Source organism: Sphingomonas sp. 8AM, assembly GCF_902506455.1.
In the GTDB taxonomy this organism is placed as follows: domain Bacteria; phylum Pseudomonadota; class Alphaproteobacteria; order Sphingomonadales; family Sphingomonadaceae; genus Sphingomonas.
The window spans coordinates 565529-581279 of record NZ_LR733844.1 but is presented as its reverse complement, the minus strand read 5'-3'; the positions used below and the strand labels follow the sequence as shown (position 1 = coordinate 581279).

Annotated in this window: 20 protein-coding genes; 16 read left to right on the top strand and 4 right to left on the bottom strand. The window is 67.4% G+C overall.

Going from position 1 to position 15751, the window contains the following annotated elements; all coding sequences use genetic code 11:
• The first annotated feature begins 27 nt into the window (after positions 1-27).
• The 7 genes from BACI71_RS02955 to tatC all read left to right on the top strand — a co-directional run bounded on the left by BACI71_RS02955 (position 28) and on the right by tatC (position 4118).
• Positions 28-558, top strand: coding sequence for an adenine phosphoribosyltransferase (locus BACI71_RS02955; protein ID WP_159754818.1), 531 nt, complete (start codon positions 28-30; stop codon positions 556-558).
• A gap of 89 nt (positions 559-647) precedes the next feature.
• Positions 648-1196: a peptidase gene (locus BACI71_RS02950; protein ID WP_159754816.1), complete on the top strand. Its 549-nt coding sequence runs from the start codon at positions 648-650 to the stop codon at positions 1194-1196.
• A gap of 71 nt (positions 1197-1267) precedes the next feature.
• On the top strand, positions 1268-2005 hold the full coding sequence (locus tag BACI71_RS02945) for a segregation and condensation protein A (protein ID WP_159754813.1): 738 nt from the start codon (positions 1268-1270) through the stop codon (positions 2003-2005).
• Positions 2002-2571, top strand: a complete 570-nt coding sequence (gene scpB, locus BACI71_RS02940) for an SMC-Scp complex subunit ScpB (RefSeq protein ID WP_159754810.1) — start codon at positions 2002-2004, stop codon at positions 2569-2571. The genes BACI71_RS02945 and scpB overlap by 4 nt, the downstream gene beginning before the upstream one ends.
• A 28-nt stretch (positions 2572-2599) precedes the next feature.
• On the top strand, positions 2600-2839 hold the full coding sequence (locus BACI71_RS02935; RefSeq protein ID WP_028965102.1) for a twin-arginine translocase TatA/TatE family subunit: 240 nt from the start codon (positions 2600-2602) through the stop codon (positions 2837-2839).
• Positions 2840-2868: 29 nt separating this feature from the next.
• Positions 2869-3342 (top strand): Sec-independent protein translocase protein TatB, encoded by a 474-nt coding sequence (tatB, locus tag BACI71_RS02930; protein ID WP_159754807.1) that lies wholly within the window; start codon positions 2869-2871, stop codon positions 3340-3342.
• A gap of 5 nt (positions 3343-3347) precedes the next feature.
• A complete protein-coding gene (gene tatC / locus BACI71_RS02925) occupies positions 3348-4118 on the top strand; it encodes a twin-arginine translocase subunit TatC (RefSeq protein ID WP_159760788.1) in 771 nt (256 codons plus the stop codon).
• A 231-nt stretch (positions 4119-4349) separates the two neighbouring features.
• Here tatC and BACI71_RS02920 read toward each other — a convergent pair whose 3' ends face one another.
• The 3 genes from BACI71_RS02920 to BACI71_RS17815 form a co-directional block, all read right to left on the bottom strand.
• The gene (locus BACI71_RS02920; RefSeq protein WP_159754804.1) at positions 4350-4484 is read right to left on the bottom strand and encodes an entericidin A/B family lipoprotein; all 135 of its coding nucleotides are present in this window, start codon (positions 4482-4484) and stop codon (positions 4350-4352) included.
• 247 nt (positions 4485-4731) lie between these two features.
• The gene (locus BACI71_RS02915) at positions 4732-6270 is read right to left on the bottom strand and encodes a sensor histidine kinase (RefSeq protein WP_201297278.1); all 1539 of its coding nucleotides are present in this window, start codon (positions 6268-6270) and stop codon (positions 4732-4734) included.
• A 60-nt stretch (positions 6271-6330) separates the two neighbouring features.
• Positions 6331-6489 (bottom strand): NepR family anti-sigma factor, encoded by a 159-nt coding sequence (locus BACI71_RS17815; RefSeq protein ID WP_236552787.1) that lies wholly within the window; start codon positions 6487-6489, stop codon positions 6331-6333.
• Positions 6490-6754: 265 nt separating this feature from the next.
• On the opposite strand from BACI71_RS17815, the gene BACI71_RS02905 reads away from it, so the two are divergent.
• The 3 genes from BACI71_RS02905 to BACI71_RS02895 all read left to right on the top strand — a co-directional run bounded on the left by BACI71_RS02905 (position 6755) and on the right by BACI71_RS02895 (position 8524).
• Positions 6755-7549, top strand: coding sequence for a response regulator (locus BACI71_RS02905; protein ID WP_159754801.1), 795 nt, complete (start codon positions 6755-6757; stop codon positions 7547-7549).
• Positions 7550-7635: 86 nt separating this feature from the next.
• Positions 7636-7773 (top strand): hypothetical protein, encoded by a 138-nt coding sequence (locus BACI71_RS02900; protein WP_201297277.1) that lies wholly within the window; start codon positions 7636-7638, stop codon positions 7771-7773.
• A 103-nt stretch (positions 7774-7876) separates the two neighbouring features.
• Entirely contained in the window at positions 7877-8524 is a 648-nt protein-coding gene (locus BACI71_RS02895; RefSeq protein WP_159754798.1) for a sigma-70 family RNA polymerase sigma factor, read from the top strand.
• Positions 8525-8572: 48 nt separating this feature from the next.
• Here the strand turns inward: BACI71_RS02895 and BACI71_RS02890 are convergent, their stop codons facing one another.
• On the bottom strand, positions 8573-8752 hold the full coding sequence (locus BACI71_RS02890) for a hypothetical protein (protein ID WP_159754795.1): 180 nt from the start codon (positions 8750-8752) through the stop codon (positions 8573-8575).
• A gap of 39 nt (positions 8753-8791) precedes the next feature.
• On the opposite strand from BACI71_RS02890, the gene BACI71_RS02885 reads away from it, so the two are divergent.
• From BACI71_RS02885 to BACI71_RS02860, 6 genes are all read left to right on the top strand, one after another.
• The gene (locus BACI71_RS02885) at positions 8792-11437 is read left to right on the top strand and encodes a bifunctional [glutamine synthetase] adenylyltransferase/[glutamine synthetase]-adenylyl-L-tyrosine phosphorylase (RefSeq protein ID WP_159754792.1); all 2646 of its coding nucleotides are present in this window, start codon (positions 8792-8794) and stop codon (positions 11435-11437) included.
• Positions 11416-11862 (top strand): peroxiredoxin, encoded by a 447-nt coding sequence (locus tag BACI71_RS02880; RefSeq protein ID WP_159754789.1) that lies wholly within the window; start codon positions 11416-11418, stop codon positions 11860-11862. Before BACI71_RS02885 ends, BACI71_RS02880 begins: the two co-directional genes overlap by 22 nt.
• 520 nt (positions 11863-12382) lie before the next feature.
• Entirely contained in the window at positions 12383-13519 is a 1137-nt protein-coding gene (locus BACI71_RS17810) for a M23 family metallopeptidase (protein WP_236552786.1), read from the top strand.
• A gap of 185 nt (positions 13520-13704) precedes the next feature.
• Positions 13705-14043: an iron-sulfur cluster insertion protein ErpA gene (erpA, locus tag BACI71_RS02870; RefSeq protein WP_159760782.1), complete on the top strand. Its 339-nt coding sequence runs from the start codon at positions 13705-13707 to the stop codon at positions 14041-14043.
• 37 nt (positions 14044-14080) lie between these two features.
• Entirely contained in the window at positions 14081-14851 is a 771-nt protein-coding gene (gene xth, locus BACI71_RS02865; protein WP_159754786.1) for an exodeoxyribonuclease III, read from the top strand.
• Positions 14851-15651, top strand: coding sequence for a transporter (locus BACI71_RS02860; RefSeq protein ID WP_159754783.1), 801 nt, complete (start codon positions 14851-14853; stop codon positions 15649-15651). The genes xth and BACI71_RS02860 overlap by 1 nt, the downstream gene beginning before the upstream one ends.
• Positions 15652-15751: the final 100 nt, after the last annotated feature.

Here is a 15751-nt window from a genome sequence, read left to right as displayed (position 1 = left end):
GTCGCCGTTTTCGTGTAGGCGGGACGCATGAACGACGATCTCAAGGCACTGATCCGCACCATCCCCGACTTCCCCAAGCCGGGCATCCAGTTCCGCGACATCACGACGCTCTTGCTCTCGCCGCAAGGGCTTGCGACCTGCGTCGCGCGGATGGGCGCGGCGGTCGAGGGTCCGGTCGATCTCGTCGCGGGAGTCGAGGCGCGCGGGTTCCTCTTTGCCGCGGCGTTGGCGATCCCGTTGCAGGCGGGCGTGCTGCTGATCCGCAAGGACGGGAAGCTGCCCGGCGCGACGATCGCCGAGGATTATGCGCTGGAATATGGCACCGACCGGATCGCGATCCACGCCGACGCCTGTGCGCCGGGCGCGCGCGTGCTGCTGGTCGACGACCTGATCGCCACCGGCGGCACCGCGCGCGCCGCGGTGCGGCTGCTGCGCAAGGCCGGCGCGGTGGTCGAGCAGGCGCAGTTCGTCGTCGACCTGCCTGATCTCGGTGGCGCCGACCTGCTCCGCGCCGAGAAGATCGCGGTGACGTCGCTGGTCGCTTTCCCGGGTCACTGAGCGGCGCGCCGGAACCGCGCCACCTTCCCCTCGTTGATCGTGATTGGCGGCGCGTTTTGCTGCCTTGCTCCATGTGAGGAGATGCCACGATGTTTGCGCCACGGGTGCTGCTGATCGGGCTGTTGGGTGGGCTGTCGCTGGCGACCGCCGCCTGTACCGACGGATACGGCTATTCGGGGGTCGGGCTTGGTACCGGCTATTACGACGATGCTTATTATGCCGGCGGCTATGGCTCCGGCTATTACGGCTGGTACGACAATTATTATTATCCCGGCACCGGCGGCTATGTATACGATCGCTACCGCCGCGCCTATCCGTGGAACGACCGTCAGCAACGCTATTGGGCGCAGCGCCGCGCCGGCTACGGTGACCGCGACGTGCGCTCCAACTGGCGCGATTTCGGTCGTGACGTGCGCCGGGAGCGCCGCGATTACCGGGGCGACGTCCGGGCGGACCGGCAGCAATATCGCGATGGTCGCCTGACCCGCGACCAGTTACGGCAAGAGCGCCGTGCGGCGCGGCACGACTATCGCAGCGATGTTCGCCGCGATTACCGTGACTTGCGTCGGCAGAACCGCGCGGACGGTGTCCGTACGCCTCGCCCGGACGGCGCGTTCCGGCCGCGCGGCCGGCGCTGAACCCCTCTGGCCGCGAGCGGCGGGTTATGCCAGTCTCCGCGCGTGGCCTATGTAATTGATCTGCGGGCAGCATGACCGATGCGGCGCCCGAACAGCTGACGCTCGATCTCGACGGGTTCGAAGGGCCGCTCGACCTATTGCTGTCGCTGGCCCGCGCCCAGAAGGTGGATCTGCGCGATATATCGATCCTGCAACTGGTCGAGCAATATCTCGGCTATGTCGAGCGAGCGCGGGTGCTTCAACTGGAACTCGCCGCCGATTATCTCGTGATGGCGGCGTGGCTTGCGTACCTCAAATCAGCGCTGCTGCTGCCGCGCGACCCCGAGGTGGAACCGGATGTCGAGGATCTCGCTATCCGATTGCAATTGCGGCTGGAACGGCTCGACGCGATGCGGGAGGCGGGGGGGCGGCTGATGGCACGGGACCGGCTGGGCCGGGACGTTTTCCGGCGTGGGACGCCGGAGGGCTTGCACGTCGTCCGCAAGTCGTTCTGGGAAGTGGAATATTACGATCTGCTCGCGGCTTACGGGCAAGTGAAGGCGCGGACGAGGCCGGCGCTGCATGTGGTCCGGGATCGCGAGGTGGTGACGCTGGAGGCGGCGTTGGCACGCATCGCAGGGTTGCTGGGTGCCGCGATCGACTGGCGCGAGATCGAGCGGTTCCTTCCCGAGACACCGAACCCGCGGCTGCGTCGCTCGAGTTTGGCGTCCAGTTTCCTTGCGGTGCTCGAATTAGCGCGGCAGGGGCGCGCCGAGTTGCAGCAGGAAGCGCCGTTCGCACCGCTTTACCTGCGTCGGGCGGCCTCGTGAGCGACGATTTCGACCGCGCGGTCGAGGCGGTGCTGTTTGCCGCGACCGAGCCGCTGACCCGCGACGCGATCCGCGCCCATGCCGGCGACGGCGATGTCGCCGGCGCACTTGACCGGCTGACGGTCCATTATCGTGGGCGGGGGTTCGAGCTGGTCGAACGCGGCGGACGCTGGCATTTTCAGACGGCCGCCGATCTCGCGCATTTGCTGCGGCGCGGCCGCGACGAGGTTCGGCGACTCAGCCGCGCCGGCATCGAGACGCTGGCGATCATCGCCTATCATGAGCCGGTCACGCGCGCCGAGATCGAGGCGATCCGCGGCGTGCAGACCGCGCGTGGGACACTCGACGTGCTGATGGAGGCAGGGTGGATTCGCCCGGCGGGGCGGCGCGAGGTGCCGGGGCGACCGCTGATGTTCGCGACAACCCCTGCATTTCTGTCACATTTCGGGCTCAGGAGCCGTCGCGACCTTCCCGGCGTCGACGATCTGCGTGCCGCCGGGCTGCTCGACCCGGTCGATCTCGCCTTCGATCAACTCGCGGTGGAAAACGCCGCCGAGGAAGACTAGATACCGTTGCACCTTAGGAGATTTCGTCATGGGCAGTTTCAGCCTTCCGCATATCCTCATCCTCGCGGTGGTCGCGATCCTGCTGCTGGGCGGCGGGCGTTTTTCGAACCTGATGGGCGACGTCGCCAAGGGTGTGAAGAACTTCAAGAAGGGCATGGCCGAAGAGGACGAGGACGATGCGCGTCCGAAGCCGCGGATCGAGGCCAAGAGCCACGCCGAGCCGGCGTTCGACCGCGATGCCGAGCCGGTGCGCGAGGAACGGCGCTGAGCCCCTGCACCCGATCCGGCGCGCGCTGAATGTTCGACATCGCTCCCTCCGAATTCCTGCTGGTCGCGTTTGTCGCGCTGGTGGTGATCGGCCCCAAGGACCTGCCGAAGGCGATGCGGGTGCTCGGCTATTGGGTCGGCCGCGCGCGCGCGGTCGGTCGCCAGTTCCGCAACGGCTTCGACGAGATGGTGCGCGAGGCCGAGCTGGAGGAAATGGAAAAGAAGTGGAAGGCGGAGAACGAGCGGATCATGCGCGAGCATCCCTTCGCGCCGCCGCCACCCGCGACCCCGGCGCTGCCCGATCACGCCTCTGTCGCTGACCCGGTATCGGCGGATCCCGTCACGCCGCTAGACGACCCCGTGCAACAGCCGGTGATGGTCGAGAAGCCGCATGTCGTGCCCGACACCGCGGCGCCGGTTGCTCCCCATGACGTCACCGCGCCGCGCAACGACGATCATCATGCCGCCGACGGGCGCGTGGTTCAGGACAAGGCTGCATCGTGACCGAGATCGTCGACGAACTGGAAGACTCGCGCGCGCCGTTGCTCGATCATTTGCTCGAGCTGCGCCGGCGGCTGCTTTACTGCATCGTGGCGGTGTTGCTGGCCTTCTTCGTCTGCTGGTATTTCGCGGAAAACATTTTTGCTTTCCTCGTCCAGCCGCTGCTGCACGCCGGTCAGAAGACGGTGATCTACACGCAGATCTTCGAGGCGTTCTTCGTCCAGGTGAAGGTCGCGTTCTTCTCGGCGATGATGATCGCCTTTCCGGTGATCGCCAATCAATTATGGCAGTTCGTCGCACCGGGGCTGTATCGGAAAGAGCGGCGCGCGTTGCTGCCATTCCTGCTCGCCACGCCGGTGCTGTTCCTCATGGGCGCGGCGATGGCTTATTATATCGCGATCCCGATGGCGCTGCATTTCCTGCTCGGTTATTCGGGAATGATCGGCGGCGTGCAGCAGCAGGCGCTGCCGGCGATCGGCAATTACCTCAGCTTCGTCATGCAATTCCTGTTCGGGTTCGGCGCCGCGTTCCTGTTGCCGGTGCTGCTGATGCTGCTGGAGCGCGGCGGGATCGTCACGCGCAAGCAACTGATCGGTGCGCGCCGCTACGCGATCGTCGGCGCGTTCGCGATCGCTGCGGTGCTCACCCCGCCCGACGTCGGGTCGCAGCTGTTGCTCGCGATACCGCTGGTGATCCTCTACGAGGCTGCGATCATCGGCATCTGGTTCACCGAACGCAAACGCGCACGCGAGGAAGTCGCCACCGCCGCCGCTGAGTGACCGTGCGTTTCGCGGTCATGCGACCGTGATGACGAACGCGCCAGCCTGAACTCCCCCGTTATCCCGAACCTGGTCAGGGGGAGCGCTGCTGACGGCGCTCGGGCGGCAGCGGGACTCCGGATCACGTCCGGACGGCGGGGGAACGGCCGGCGGTCGTGAGAGCGGCGCGGGTACGAAAAAGGGCAGCCCGTCATCGACGAGCCGCCCGTTTCGACGTCGTCGTGACGAAGCTTATTTGTTCTTGTCGGCAGCCCCGGCGACCGCATCGCCCGCCGACGACACGTCCTTGCCGACGCCGCTGACGGTGTTGCATGCCGAGACCAGTACCGCGCCCGCGAGCACTGCCGCTGTCAGAACCTTACGCATTGAACGGTCTCCCTAGATACACATCGCACAATGCCGACCGTCGCGCTTCGTTCCGCGTCAGTCACAAGCCGCTGGGGAGAAACGAATAAGGCCCGAAAGCATCACCGGGGGGGAGGGTGGATGCTTTCGGGCCCATGTCTTGGACAGCGTAAGCGGGGGGGCGTATAGCCGCTGTCCGAAGGTGAGAACGACAATGCGGGAGCGGGGTTCCGCATCGGCTCGAATATCTCAGAAAAAATTTACAACGTCATTCGCGGCCGGTGACGGCAATCGCAATCTCATAGGCGCCGGTCAGCGGATCATGCTGCAAGGTCGAGCGCAGCTGCCGCGTCAGTCCCTCAATTACACGGCCATAGCGGTGTTTGAGCCCCTCGCGCAGCGGATCGCTGTCGACCAGCGCGCGTGACGACAGCCGCAGTAGCGCGCGCTGCGGATCGTCGAGCGGCTTGAGCGTGATCCGCACTTGCGTCTCACCAAGGCAGGTCATCGCCAGCTCGACCAGCTCGGTGACGAGAAAGGCCACCGCCACAGCAACGTCCTGCGTGACGTAGAAGGTATCGATGTCGAGCACGATCCCGACGCGCGCACCTTCGGGTGCGGTGGCACGGATGCTCGACGCCAGCTCCCCCAGCACCGCGCGCAGCCCAACGCCGCGGTTCTCTTCCATCTCTGCGAAATGATAGCGGTGGACGACCGCGAGTGCGTCGACGCGGCGCTGGATCGACGCATAGGCCTGCGTCGCCTCGGTGCTGCGGGCGCCGCGCGCGTGGAAGTTGATGAGGCTGGAGATCACCTGGAGGTTGTTCTTGACGCGGTGATGCACCTCCCGCGTCAACTTGGTCTGCCGCATCAGGCCGTCGGCCAGTCCGGCCTCGTGGATCGCGACGGTACGGCTGAGCGCGCGGAACGTGTCGCCGAGATCGCGGATCTCCTGCGCCGGCAGCGCGCGCAGCATCGCGGGATCCGGCTGATCGCCCGGCGCATAGGCGGCGATGCTGCCGCGGAGGGCGCGCAGTGGTGCGATCAGCAGGCGGTCAACCACGAACCAGCTGATCGCAGCCGCCGCTGCCCACATCAGCAGCGGGAAGGTCAGGGCGATCAGCAGCGGCGAGCCGATCGGCGCGCTGCGCACCTGCATTTCCAGCGCGAGCCCGGCGATACCGAGGTCGCTGCGGATCGTCTCCCGCCGCTCCAATGCGCTTTCGCGCGCCAGCGGGTCGAGTTCCAGTCGCTCGTCGCCGAGCGCCAGCATCAGCCCGTAATCCGGGGCGAAGCCGCTTGGCTGGCTGATCTGTGAAAGGAAGGGTGCGGGGAAATAGGCGGCGGCGGTCAGCCCGTCGCTGCGCCCGGCGAACCGGAGCATCACGCCGCGCTTCTCGACAATCCGGGCGCTGACCGCATCGGTCGCGGACTGGCGTGCGAAGGCGGCGGCGCCGGGGAATGGCTCCCCGCAGATCGCGCGACCGCGGCGGTCGAGGATCACGAAGCCGGTGCCCGCCGCCGATTGCTGCGCGAAGACGCCCTGCGCGCGGGCGCAACTGGGTGCGTCGCCGCGGTCGGCGGTCAGTGCGTCGACCGCGACGCGGAGCGCTGTCATGTCGCCGACCAGTTCGATCGCGATCGCGCGGCTCGATTCGGATGCGGCGACGCGCAGGTGCGAGCGAAGCTCCGTGTCGGCGATCTGCGTAACGCGCAGCGTGGCGAAAATCGCGATCAGGGCGAGTGGCAGCAGCGCGATGCTGAGGATCAGGAACAGCTTGGCCCCGGTCGGCCAACGCGAAATCATATCCAGACGCCCCGCGGCGGGCCGGGGGGCGTCAGCCGCGGGAAGGGTCGCCACGTCGCGTCAGTCTAGCTTGCCAAGCAAGGAGAGCAGATCGTCCGGAACCGTCTCTTCCACGGTCTTCTGATAGACGGAGCGCAACGCCGATCCCATGTCGCGGTTCTTCGACTGAGCCGCGGTGCCCTTTTTCGACTGTTCAGGCGCTTCCTTATCCGACGTCAACGTAAACCCCCTAAGACAGTCCGACCATCGGCGCCCCAGACGGGACAATACAGCACCGCAGGACGTTCCTCGGACGAACGCCACAGCCGGACAAGCGCGTAATGCACGTATGAGCCATGAAACCAAATCCGGCATCGTTGGTTCCATGCGGGTGCGACGAAAATCGGCGGTCGGGGGGTATCATCTGCGACCTGTCATGACGTGCACGCCTATTGGGTATCGGCGGTGGCGGCCGGAGCCGCGCCGCAGGGAGGGTTTTCTACACATGTCGCTCGGACAACAACTCGCGCCGCACCTTCCGTTCCTGCGCCGCTATGGTCGCGCGCTGACGGGCAGCCAGGCGCAGGGCGACCGGTATGTGCGCGCCACGCTGGAAGCGATCGTGGCCGCGCCGGAGGAATTTCCGCGTGACGTCGATCCGCGGCTCGGGCTGTATCGTACCTTCCAGGCGATCTGGAATTCAGCCAATTTCGACGAGACCGCCGACGAGATGCCGGCCGAGGATCAGGAAGCGGTGGCGCGCGCGCGGCTGTCGCGAATGACGCCGTTGTCGCGGCAGGCGCTGCTGCTGACCGCGATGGAAGGCTTCACCCCCGAGGATGCGGCCTATCTGATCGAGGTCGAACCTGCCGAGGTCGACGCGCTGGTCGCCGAAGCGCTCGCGGAGATCGAGAAGCAGACCCGCGCGCGTGTGCTCATCATCGAGGACGAGCCGATCATCGCGATGGACATCGAATCGATCGTCCGCGATCTCGGACACGAGGTCACCGGCGTGGCGGTGACCCGCGACGAGGCGGTGGCGCTGGCGATGGAAGATCGCCCAGGTCTGGTGCTCGCCGACATCCAGCTCGCCGACGACAGCTCGGGGATCGATGCGGTCAAGGACATCCTTGCCGAGTTCAACGTGCCGGTGATCTTCATCACCGCTTTCCCGGAGCGGTTGCTGACCGGCGAGCGGCCCGAACCGACCTTCCTCATCACGAAGCCGTTCCAGCGGTCGACGGTAAAGGCGGCGATCAGCCAGGCGCTGTTCTTCGACGAGAGCACGGTTCCGGCCTGATCGTGGCGCTGCCATACGATCCGGCATCCTGTTGCGGGTCCGTCTTCGATACGGACCCAAAACGGTTCTAAGGGGTTACACCGCTTATGGCAGACGAAAACGAGCGCATTCATCTGGAAACCGACGAAGCGCGGGCGGGCAGTACGCCCGGGATGACGCGGTACATTCTGGCAGCGTCGCTGCTGCTGGTGATAGCGATCTTCGCTGCCCTCCTTCTTTCCTGACGCGTCGATGTTGATGCACGGACTGGCCAAGCGGCCGGACGATACCTATCTTTACGGCTCGGACGGGCGCCAGCCGGGCGCCGATCCAGCATAACGGAGCGGCATGACCCAATCCAATACGCTCGCAGACGACGCGCCGGAGACGGCGCCGGTCGAGCACGTCGCGCTCTCCGACCCGGAGTTCAAGAAGCAGCTGGCGCTGGTGATCCCGCATCTGCGCGCCTTCGGGCGTTCTTTGTCGGGCAATCGCGATCTGGCAGATGATCTGGTGCAGGAAACCCTGCTGAAGGCATGGGCGGCGCGCAAGCGCTTCCAGGCCGGCACCAATATGCGCGCGTGGACCTTCATCATCCTGCGCAACCTGTTCCTCAGCCAGATGCGCCGGGCGCGCTTCAAAGGCGAATGGGACGATCTGGTCGCGGATCGCGTGCTCGCTGCGCCCGCCAGCCAGGACAAGCACGTCGAACTGGCGGATATGCAACGTGCGCTGATGCACCTGCCGCAGCCGCAGCGGGAGGCGCTGATCCTCGTTGGCGCTGGCGGGTTCGCCTATGAAGAAGCGGCCGAGATCTGCGGCGTGGCGGTCGGTACGATCAAGAGCCGGGTGGCGCGCGGTCGCGTGGCGCTCGAGGCGTTGATGGCCGGCAGCGCGCTGTCGTCGCGGCGCGATCACGAGGTCGATACCGAGCGCTCGACGCTCGATTCGATCATGAGCGAGGTCGACGAACTCAGCCGGGATCGCGACGCTTAATCGACATCCGTCATTGCGTCGCTATGCTCGCAATGACGGAATGGTCAATCAGCCGCGGAAACGTACACGCCGCAACTGGTCGAGACATGCCTCGATCTCGCACGGCATCTTCGCCTCCCTGCGGAACGCCGCCCGCAACGGCGTGGCCAGCGCGTCCGCGGCGTGCGGATCGCGCACGGCATAGGCGCCGTGCGGAGGGATGCCGTTGGAGGTCGCGTCTTGAGCCATGGTGTCGCAACGCCGCTTTTTCGCTAAGGTTGCGCCCGTATGACAGAAGCTGTCACCGACGCGCGGGCTCGCGCCGCCCGTTTTGCGCCATTTCTGGACGGCCTGATCGCGCGCGAGGCGGTGACCGCCGCCGCGCTTTCCGCGGACGATCTGCCGCTTGGCAAGCGGCTGCGACTGGAGCGGCGGCAGCTGGCGCTGCAGGTCGCCGAGGGCGATCTGGCGGGGGCGCTCGATCTGACCGGCGTGACGGCGGCGCTGACCGACTTCGCGGACTCGGCGCTCGACCGCGCGATCACGGCGGCGATCACCGAGCGGACGCCCGACGCCATGGTGCAAGGCTTTGCCGCGATCGCGCTGGGCAAGCAGGGCAGCCGCGAACTCAACTATTCGTCGGACATCGACCCGATCCTGATCTACGACCCACGGACGTTGCCGCACCGTCCGCGCGAGGATGTCGCCGACGCCGCGGTGCGGATCGGTCGGCGCGTGCTCGAACTTCTGCAGGCGCGGGATGCCGATGGCTATGTCCTGCGCGTCGACCTGCGGCTGCGGCCGTCGCCCGAAGCGACTCCGATCGTGATCCCGATCGATGCGGCGATCGTTTATTATGAGTCGCAGGCGCTGCCGTGGGAACGCGCCGCTTTCATCCGCGCGCGGGCAGCGGCGGGCGACCGCGCCCTTGGCCAGCAGTTCCTCGATACGATCCGGCCGTTCATCTGGCGGCGCAGCCTCGACTTCGGCGCAGTCGGCGAAATCCTCGACATCACCCGGCGCATTCGGGACCATTACGCACAGGGGCAGGCGTTCGGCCCCGGTTACGACCTGAAGCGCGGGCGCGGCGGGATCCGCGAGATCGAGTTCTTCGCGCAGATTCACCAGCTGATCCATGGCGGGCGTGATGCGGCGCTGCGCGCGCCCGCCACGCGTGACGCGCTGGCGGCGCTGGCCGCGGCGGGGCGCATTGATCCCGCGGACGCACGCGCGCTGACGGCGGCCTATACGCTGCTGCGGACGATCGAGCATCGCATCCAGATGATCGACGACCGGCAGACCCATGCGCTGCCGACCGGCGACGGGCTTGATCGGGTCGCGCGGCTGCACGGGCTGGCCGACGGCGCGGCACTGCTCGACCTGCTCCGCCCGCATGTCGAACAGGTGGCTGCGACGTTCGACCGGCTCGCGCCAGCGCCCACCGCCGCGGTGCCGCACGACGCGGGCCGGCTGGGCGATTATCTTGCCGCGGCCGGCTTTGCCGAGACCGACGATGCCGCGCGCCGGATCGTCGCGTGGCGCGAGGCGCGCTACCCTGCGTTGCGCAGCGGCGCGGCACAAAGCGCGCTGGAGGCGGTGCTGCCCGGCCTGGTCGAAGCGCTGGCGCAGGCGCCGGTGCCGTTGATGGCGCTCAACCGGCTTGACCGGTTGCTGGAGCGATTGCCGAGCGCGATCAATATCTTTCGCTTGCTGGAGGCGCGACCGGCACTGGCGACGTTGCTCGCCGAGATCCTCAGCCATGCGCCGACCCTGGCCGAGGCGCTGGCGCGGCGACCCGATCTGCTCGACGGGCTGATCGACGCGAGCGCGTTCGATCCGGTCGGTGACGTTCCGGCGCTGATGGCGCAGATGCGCGCGACCGAGCAGGGCGCAGACTATCAGGCGATCCTCGACCATGTGCGCCGCTTCGTCGGCGACCGGCAGTTTGCGCTGGGCACGCAGATCGTCGCCGGGCGCGCCGATCCGCTCGATGTCGCAGCGGGGTATGCGCGCGTTGCGGAAGCGGCGGTGAAGGTGCTGACCGCAGCCACCGTTGCGCCGTTCGAGGAGGTGCACGGGCGCGTGCCCGGCGGCGAGCTGGTGATCCTCGCACTTGGGCGGCTGGGCGGCGCGGCGCTGACCCATGCGTCCGATCTCGACCTGATCTATTTGTTTACCGGCGATTTCTCCGCCGAGTCTGACGGCGCGAAGCCGCTGGGCGCGACGCTCTATTTCACGCGGCTGGCGCAACGTGTGACCGCAGCGCTGTCGGTGCCGACCGCGGCGGGGCCGCTGTATCAGGTCGATACGCGGCTGCGACCGTCGGGCGCGCAAGGGCCCCTCGTGGTCAGCCTCCACTCCTTTGCACGCTACCAGCGCGAGGAAGCCTGGACGTGGGAGCATATGGCGCTGACCCGCGCGCGCGCCATCTATGGCAGTCCGGCGGCGCGGGCCGCGGTCGAGGCGATCGTCGCGCGCGTGCTGAACGGCGAGCGCGCGGAACACGATATCGCTGCCGATGCCGCGGCAATGCGCGCCGAGATGGCGCAGCACAAGCCGCCGCAGGGGCCGCTCGATGCCAAGCTGTTGCCGGGCGGGCTCGTCGATCTGGAGTTTGCGGTGCATGTCGCGCAGCTGACGCGCCGCATCGCCTTCACGCCGGAACTCGGCGCGGCGATCGACGTGCTGATCGCCGCCGGGGTGTTCGCGCCGGAACTGCGCGCGGCCTATGACCTGCTCGGCCGGTTGCTCGTCACGGTCCGGCTGATCGCCCCCGATGCGCAGGAACCCGCCGCGGCGGTGACGCGCGCGCTGATCGCGCGCGCGGTGCTGCTGCGCGATTGGGACACGGTGCTTGCCACGCTGACGAGGGTGCGCGAGAGCGTCGCGGCAAGCTGGCAGGAGAGCATCGCATGGACACCCTCCCGGACGTGATCGCTACCGGCGCCGATGGCGCGCCGTTGCGGCTGCACGATCTGCCGCGTCCGCTGGTCGTCTATTTCTACCCCAAGGACGATACGCCGGGCTGCACACGCGAGGCGCAGGACTTCTCGTCGCTGACCAACGACTTTGCCGTCGCCGGGGCGACGGTGCTGGGGGTGTCGCGCGACACGGTCGCCAAACACGCGAAGTTCCGCGACAAACATGCGCTGACCGTCATGCTCGCCAGCGACCTCGACGGCAGCGTCACCGAGGCGTTTGGCGTGTGGGGCGAGAAGCAGCTCTACGGCAAGACCTATATGGGCATTGAGCGGGCGACGTTCCTGTTCGATCGCGATGGGAAGCTCGTTCAGGCGTGGCGCAAGGTGAAGGTGCCGGGGCACGCCGCGACGGTGCTGGACGCCGCAAAGGCGCTGTAGAGCCAGTCGCCATCTACCGCGGAGCGTCGGGTTGCTGCCGTTTCAGTCAGTCTCATCTCCTTCTCGTCGCCCCGGACTTGATCCGGGGAGCAGCTTCTTTTGGGAGGCCGAGGCGAAAAGCGGGATCCCGGATCAAGTCCGGGATGACGAAGACTGGTGGCGGGCGGGAGTTGTCGGGTCGGACAAGAGCAAGTTTATGATTGCCGATCTCCTGTCTTTTCAGTCATACCGAACGTGATCCGGGGTGACGAACGGGACGGGTACTCGACACGAAACGCCCAAGACGATCCTGGAAACGCGCGCATCGATCGGTCCCGAGCAGCCGAACTACCGCTTCTTACAACGACTCGGCGCACGACTCCGGCGCTTGGACGCGCCTGGCGGCGGACGCTATTGCGCGATTAACCTTCTACCGCGCACAAACCTTTGCGTTCGCTGCAGCGGTTCTATCGCGGGCGGACACGGAAAAAGGGGAAGACCGGCGCGTGTCGCACTGGTCGCAGTCTTGATCTGGGGTTCGATGACCGACAACGCTTCTTTGCCGGCCGGGCGGCCGCTTGTTCGCCTGAACGCCCTTATCGCCGGACGACCGGCGCTGCTGCGCGGGGGCGCCGCACTTCTGCTCGGTTTCGCCGGCTACGGCGCGCTTCAGGCGTCGACGCAGGTCGCGCAAGCCGCCGGGCTGACGCCCGCCGCGGCGGCGCAGGCGCAGCGGATGCAGGCGATGGAGCATAAGGTCGAGCGGATGCAGGCGCGCGTCGCGACGATCCGCACCGCCGCGCAGCAACATGCCACGCGCATCGAACAGCGTCAGGCACTGCTGACCGCCGCGCTGACCGGGCAGGGCGATGCGCGCCGGCTGGCGCTGGCGACGCTGGCGGTCGATCCGCAGGCGACGCGCGTTGCAGCCGACACGATTCGGCCGTTCCTGAAGGTCGAGCGCCGGCAGGTGGCGCTGGCGCAGGTCGCCGAGCAGCACTTGCTCGACCGCTATGCCGCCACCGCGCAGCAACTCCGCCAGCGCGGTATCGCGCCGGGCCGCGTCGCGAAGGCGGGTGCGGCGATGGGCGGTCCGCTGGTCGAGGCGAACAGCACCGAGGCGCGCGCCGATCTCGCGGCCGACCAGCAGTTCCGCTCGCTGTTCATGACGTGGAAGAAGCTCGACCGGCTCGAGCAGGGCGTGATCGCGATCCCGTCGGTGCAGCCGGTGCAGAAGCTGCAGTTCACCAGCAATTTCGGCATCCGCTCCGACCCGTTCCGGGGCACCGCCGCGATGCACGCGGGCGTGGACATTCCCGGCCCGTCCGGCACGCCGATCTATGCCACTGCCGACGGCGTCGTCAGCCACGCCGGCCGGCAGGGCGGGTATGGCAACATGGTCGAGATCAACCACGGCAAGGGCATCGCGACCCGCTACGGTCACCTTTCCAAGATCATCGTCGCCGATAACACGCGCGTGAAGCGCGGGCAGCTTATCGCGCTGATGGGATCGACCGGGCGCTCGACCGGCCCGCACCTTCATTACGAGGTACGGATTGACGGCCATGCGGTGAACCCGGTGCCGTTCCTGACCACTGCCGATTACCTGATGGCGGCGCAGGATCGCGCGGTCGGGCAGATCCCGGTGTCGACGACCGGGCCGGTACCGCAGGACTGAGGCGAGGCGGCTGCTCCGCTTTGATGTAGGTTTGCCGTCATCCCGGACTTGATCCGGGGCCGCGCTTCTTGGCTCGGTCGCAAGAAGAAGCGGGGCCCCGGATCAAGTCCGGGGCGACGGAGAAGAAGATCGTGCCGACAGGCTCGGCCCTTTCGGTTTACGGCGACTGCGCCTATCTTGACGGCATGGCCACGCTCGCACCCGATATCGTCCTGACCCCTGCCGCCGCGGCGCGCGTTGCGGCGATCGCCGCGCGCCAGAACAAGCCCGCGATTCTGCGGTTGTCGGTAGAGGGCGGCGGATGTTCGGGCTTCCAGTATCGCTTTGGCTTTGCCGACGCGCCCGAACCCGCCGATCTGATCGCGGAAACCGATGGCGTGCGGCTGGTGGTCGACGACATCAGTCTCGGCCTCGTCCGCGGCGCCAGCGTCGACTATGTCGAGTCGCTTGGCGGCGCGTCGTTCAAGGTCGAAAATCCCAATGCCGCAAGCGGTTGCGGCTGCGGCACCAGCTTTTCGGTGTAGTTAGACAAGCGCGCGGTCCGCGTTTAGACCGGCGCGCGTGAAGATCGTCACCTACAACGTCAACGGCATCAAGGCGCGGCTCCCGCGCCTGCTCGAGTATCTCGCCGAGGAGCAGCCCGATGTGGTCTGTCTCCAGGAGCTGAAGTCGAGCGATGATACCTTTCCCGAGGCGGACATTCGCGCCGCCGGCTATGGCGCTGTATGGCACGGGCAAAAGGGCTTCAACGGCGTTGCGGTGCTCGCACGCGGCGTCGACCCGGTCGAGCGGCAACGCGGGCTGGCGGGCGAACCGGAGGACGAGCATAGCCGCTATCTGGAATGTTCGGTGTTCGGGCTGGTAATCGCGTCGATCTATCTGCCCAACGGCAATCCGCTGCCGGGGCCGAAGTTCGATTACAAATTGCGCTGGATCGGGCGGTTGCAGGAGCGCGCGCGCGCGCTGCTTGCCGAGGAGCTGCCGGTCGTGCTGGCCGGTGATTACAACGTCATCCCCAACGACGACGACACCTTCTCGGTCAAGGCGATGGCGTCCGATGCGCTGATGCAGCCCGAAAGCCGCTATGGGTATCGCGCGCTGCTGGCGCAGGGCTGGACCGACGCGCTGCGGACGCGCAACCCCAAGGGCGGCATCTGGACATTCTGGGATTATCAGGCCGGGGCGTGGCAGCGCGATGCCGGCTTCCGGATCGATCATCTGCTGCTCAGCCCGGCGGTCGCCGACCGGCTCGCGGATGCGGGCGTCGACAAGGCGTATCGCGGGCGTGAAAAGGCCAGCGACCACGCGCCGACCTGGGTGCGGCTGCGATGATGCTGAGAGGGGCCGCAGTCGTCCTGCTGGCGATGGTCGCGACCGCTGCGGCCGCGCAGGACGCGCCCGGCGTGCGCTTCTGCCCAAACCGGCCGTCACTGGGCGCGAGCGGGTGCACGACCTTGCCGGGACAGGTGCAGGTCGAGTTGGCCGGAGTGGACTGGCAGCGCGACGATGACGGCGAATCGCGCGAGGATCTGATCCGCAGCGAGGTGACCGCGCGGATCGGGCTGACGCAGAACAGCGAGGCGCAGATTGCGTGGAACCCGCTGGCGACGCTGCGAACGCGCGACCTCGCGAGCGGTGCGGTGACCCGCCATACCGGCGCGGGCGACGTGACGCTCGGGTGGCGGCGCGCGCTGAGCCACCCCGATGGCAAGAAACTGTCGACGGCGGTTCAGCCCTATGTGACGCTGCCGGTCGGGCATAGCGAGATTGGCGACGGCGACTGGTCCGCGGGGACCGTGCTGCCGGTCATGTGGCGGATCAACAAGAAGTGGAGCGTCGACTTCACCGGGCAGCTCGCGGCGGCGGTCGACGACGATGGGCACGGTCGCCATTTCGACGCAACCGGCGTGTTCGGCGTCGGCTATGCGCTGACCGACAGTGTCACCGCCAATGCCGAGCTGTCGGTCGAGCGCGACCAGGATCCCGCCGAGCATGTCGTGCGCACCCTGGCGGCGGCGTCGCTGGGGTGGAAGCTGACCAAGCGCACCCAGCTCGACCTGCTGGCGGTCGCCGGGCTCAACCGTCATGCGCCGGACGCACGCATCGCGCTGGGCGGCGCCTTGCTGTTCTGACCGGCAATCGGCGTATCGCGCCGGATGTTGGTGTGCCTTGCCAGCGTAATACACCTGTCATGTGGCAAAAACGGCGGAAAACCGCGAGATTCTGAATTGG

Coding starts and splice junctions, on each gene's coding strand:
- BACI71_RS02890 (WP_159754795.1), bottom strand. CDS start 8,752: ATGGCTCAAGACGCGACCTCCAACGGCATCCCTCCGCACGGCGCCTAT.
- BACI71_RS02955 (WP_159754818.1), top strand. CDS start 28: ATGAACGACGATCTCAAGGCACTGATCCGCACCATCCCCGACTTCCCC.
- BACI71_RS02860 (WP_159754783.1), top strand. CDS start 14,851: ATGCTGAGAGGGGCCGCAGTCGTCCTGCTGGCGATGGTCGCGACCGCT.
- BACI71_RS02915 (WP_201297278.1), bottom strand. CDS start 6,270: ATGATTTCGCGTTGGCCGACCGGGGCCAAGCTGTTCCTGATCCTCAGC.
- BACI71_RS02920 (WP_159754804.1), bottom strand. CDS start 4,484: ATGCGTAAGGTTCTGACAGCGGCAGTGCTCGCGGGCGCGGTACTGGTC.
- BACI71_RS02950 (WP_159754816.1), top strand. CDS start 648: ATGTTTGCGCCACGGGTGCTGCTGATCGGGCTGTTGGGTGGGCTGTCG.
- BACI71_RS02885 (WP_159754792.1), top strand. CDS start 8,792: ATGACAGAAGCTGTCACCGACGCGCGGGCTCGCGCCGCCCGTTTTGCG.
- BACI71_RS02880 (WP_159754789.1), top strand. CDS start 11,416: ATGGACACCCTCCCGGACGTGATCGCTACCGGCGCCGATGGCGCGCCG.
- BACI71_RS02895 (WP_159754798.1), top strand. CDS start 7,877: ATGACCCAATCCAATACGCTCGCAGACGACGCGCCGGAGACGGCGCCG.
- BACI71_RS02905 (WP_159754801.1), top strand. CDS start 6,755: ATGTCGCTCGGACAACAACTCGCGCCGCACCTTCCGTTCCTGCGCCGC.
- tatB (WP_159754807.1), top strand. CDS start 2,869: ATGTTCGACATCGCTCCCTCCGAATTCCTGCTGGTCGCGTTTGTCGCG.
- BACI71_RS02900 (WP_201297277.1), top strand. CDS start 7,636: ATGGCAGACGAAAACGAGCGCATTCATCTGGAAACCGACGAAGCGCGG.
- erpA (WP_159760782.1), top strand. CDS start 13,705: ATGGCCACGCTCGCACCCGATATCGTCCTGACCCCTGCCGCCGCGGCG.
- BACI71_RS17810 (WP_236552786.1), top strand. CDS start 12,383: ATGACCGACAACGCTTCTTTGCCGGCCGGGCGGCCGCTTGTTCGCCTG.
- BACI71_RS02935 (WP_028965102.1), top strand. CDS start 2,600: ATGGGCAGTTTCAGCCTTCCGCATATCCTCATCCTCGCGGTGGTCGCG.
- BACI71_RS02945 (WP_159754813.1), top strand. CDS start 1,268: ATGACCGATGCGGCGCCCGAACAGCTGACGCTCGATCTCGACGGGTTC.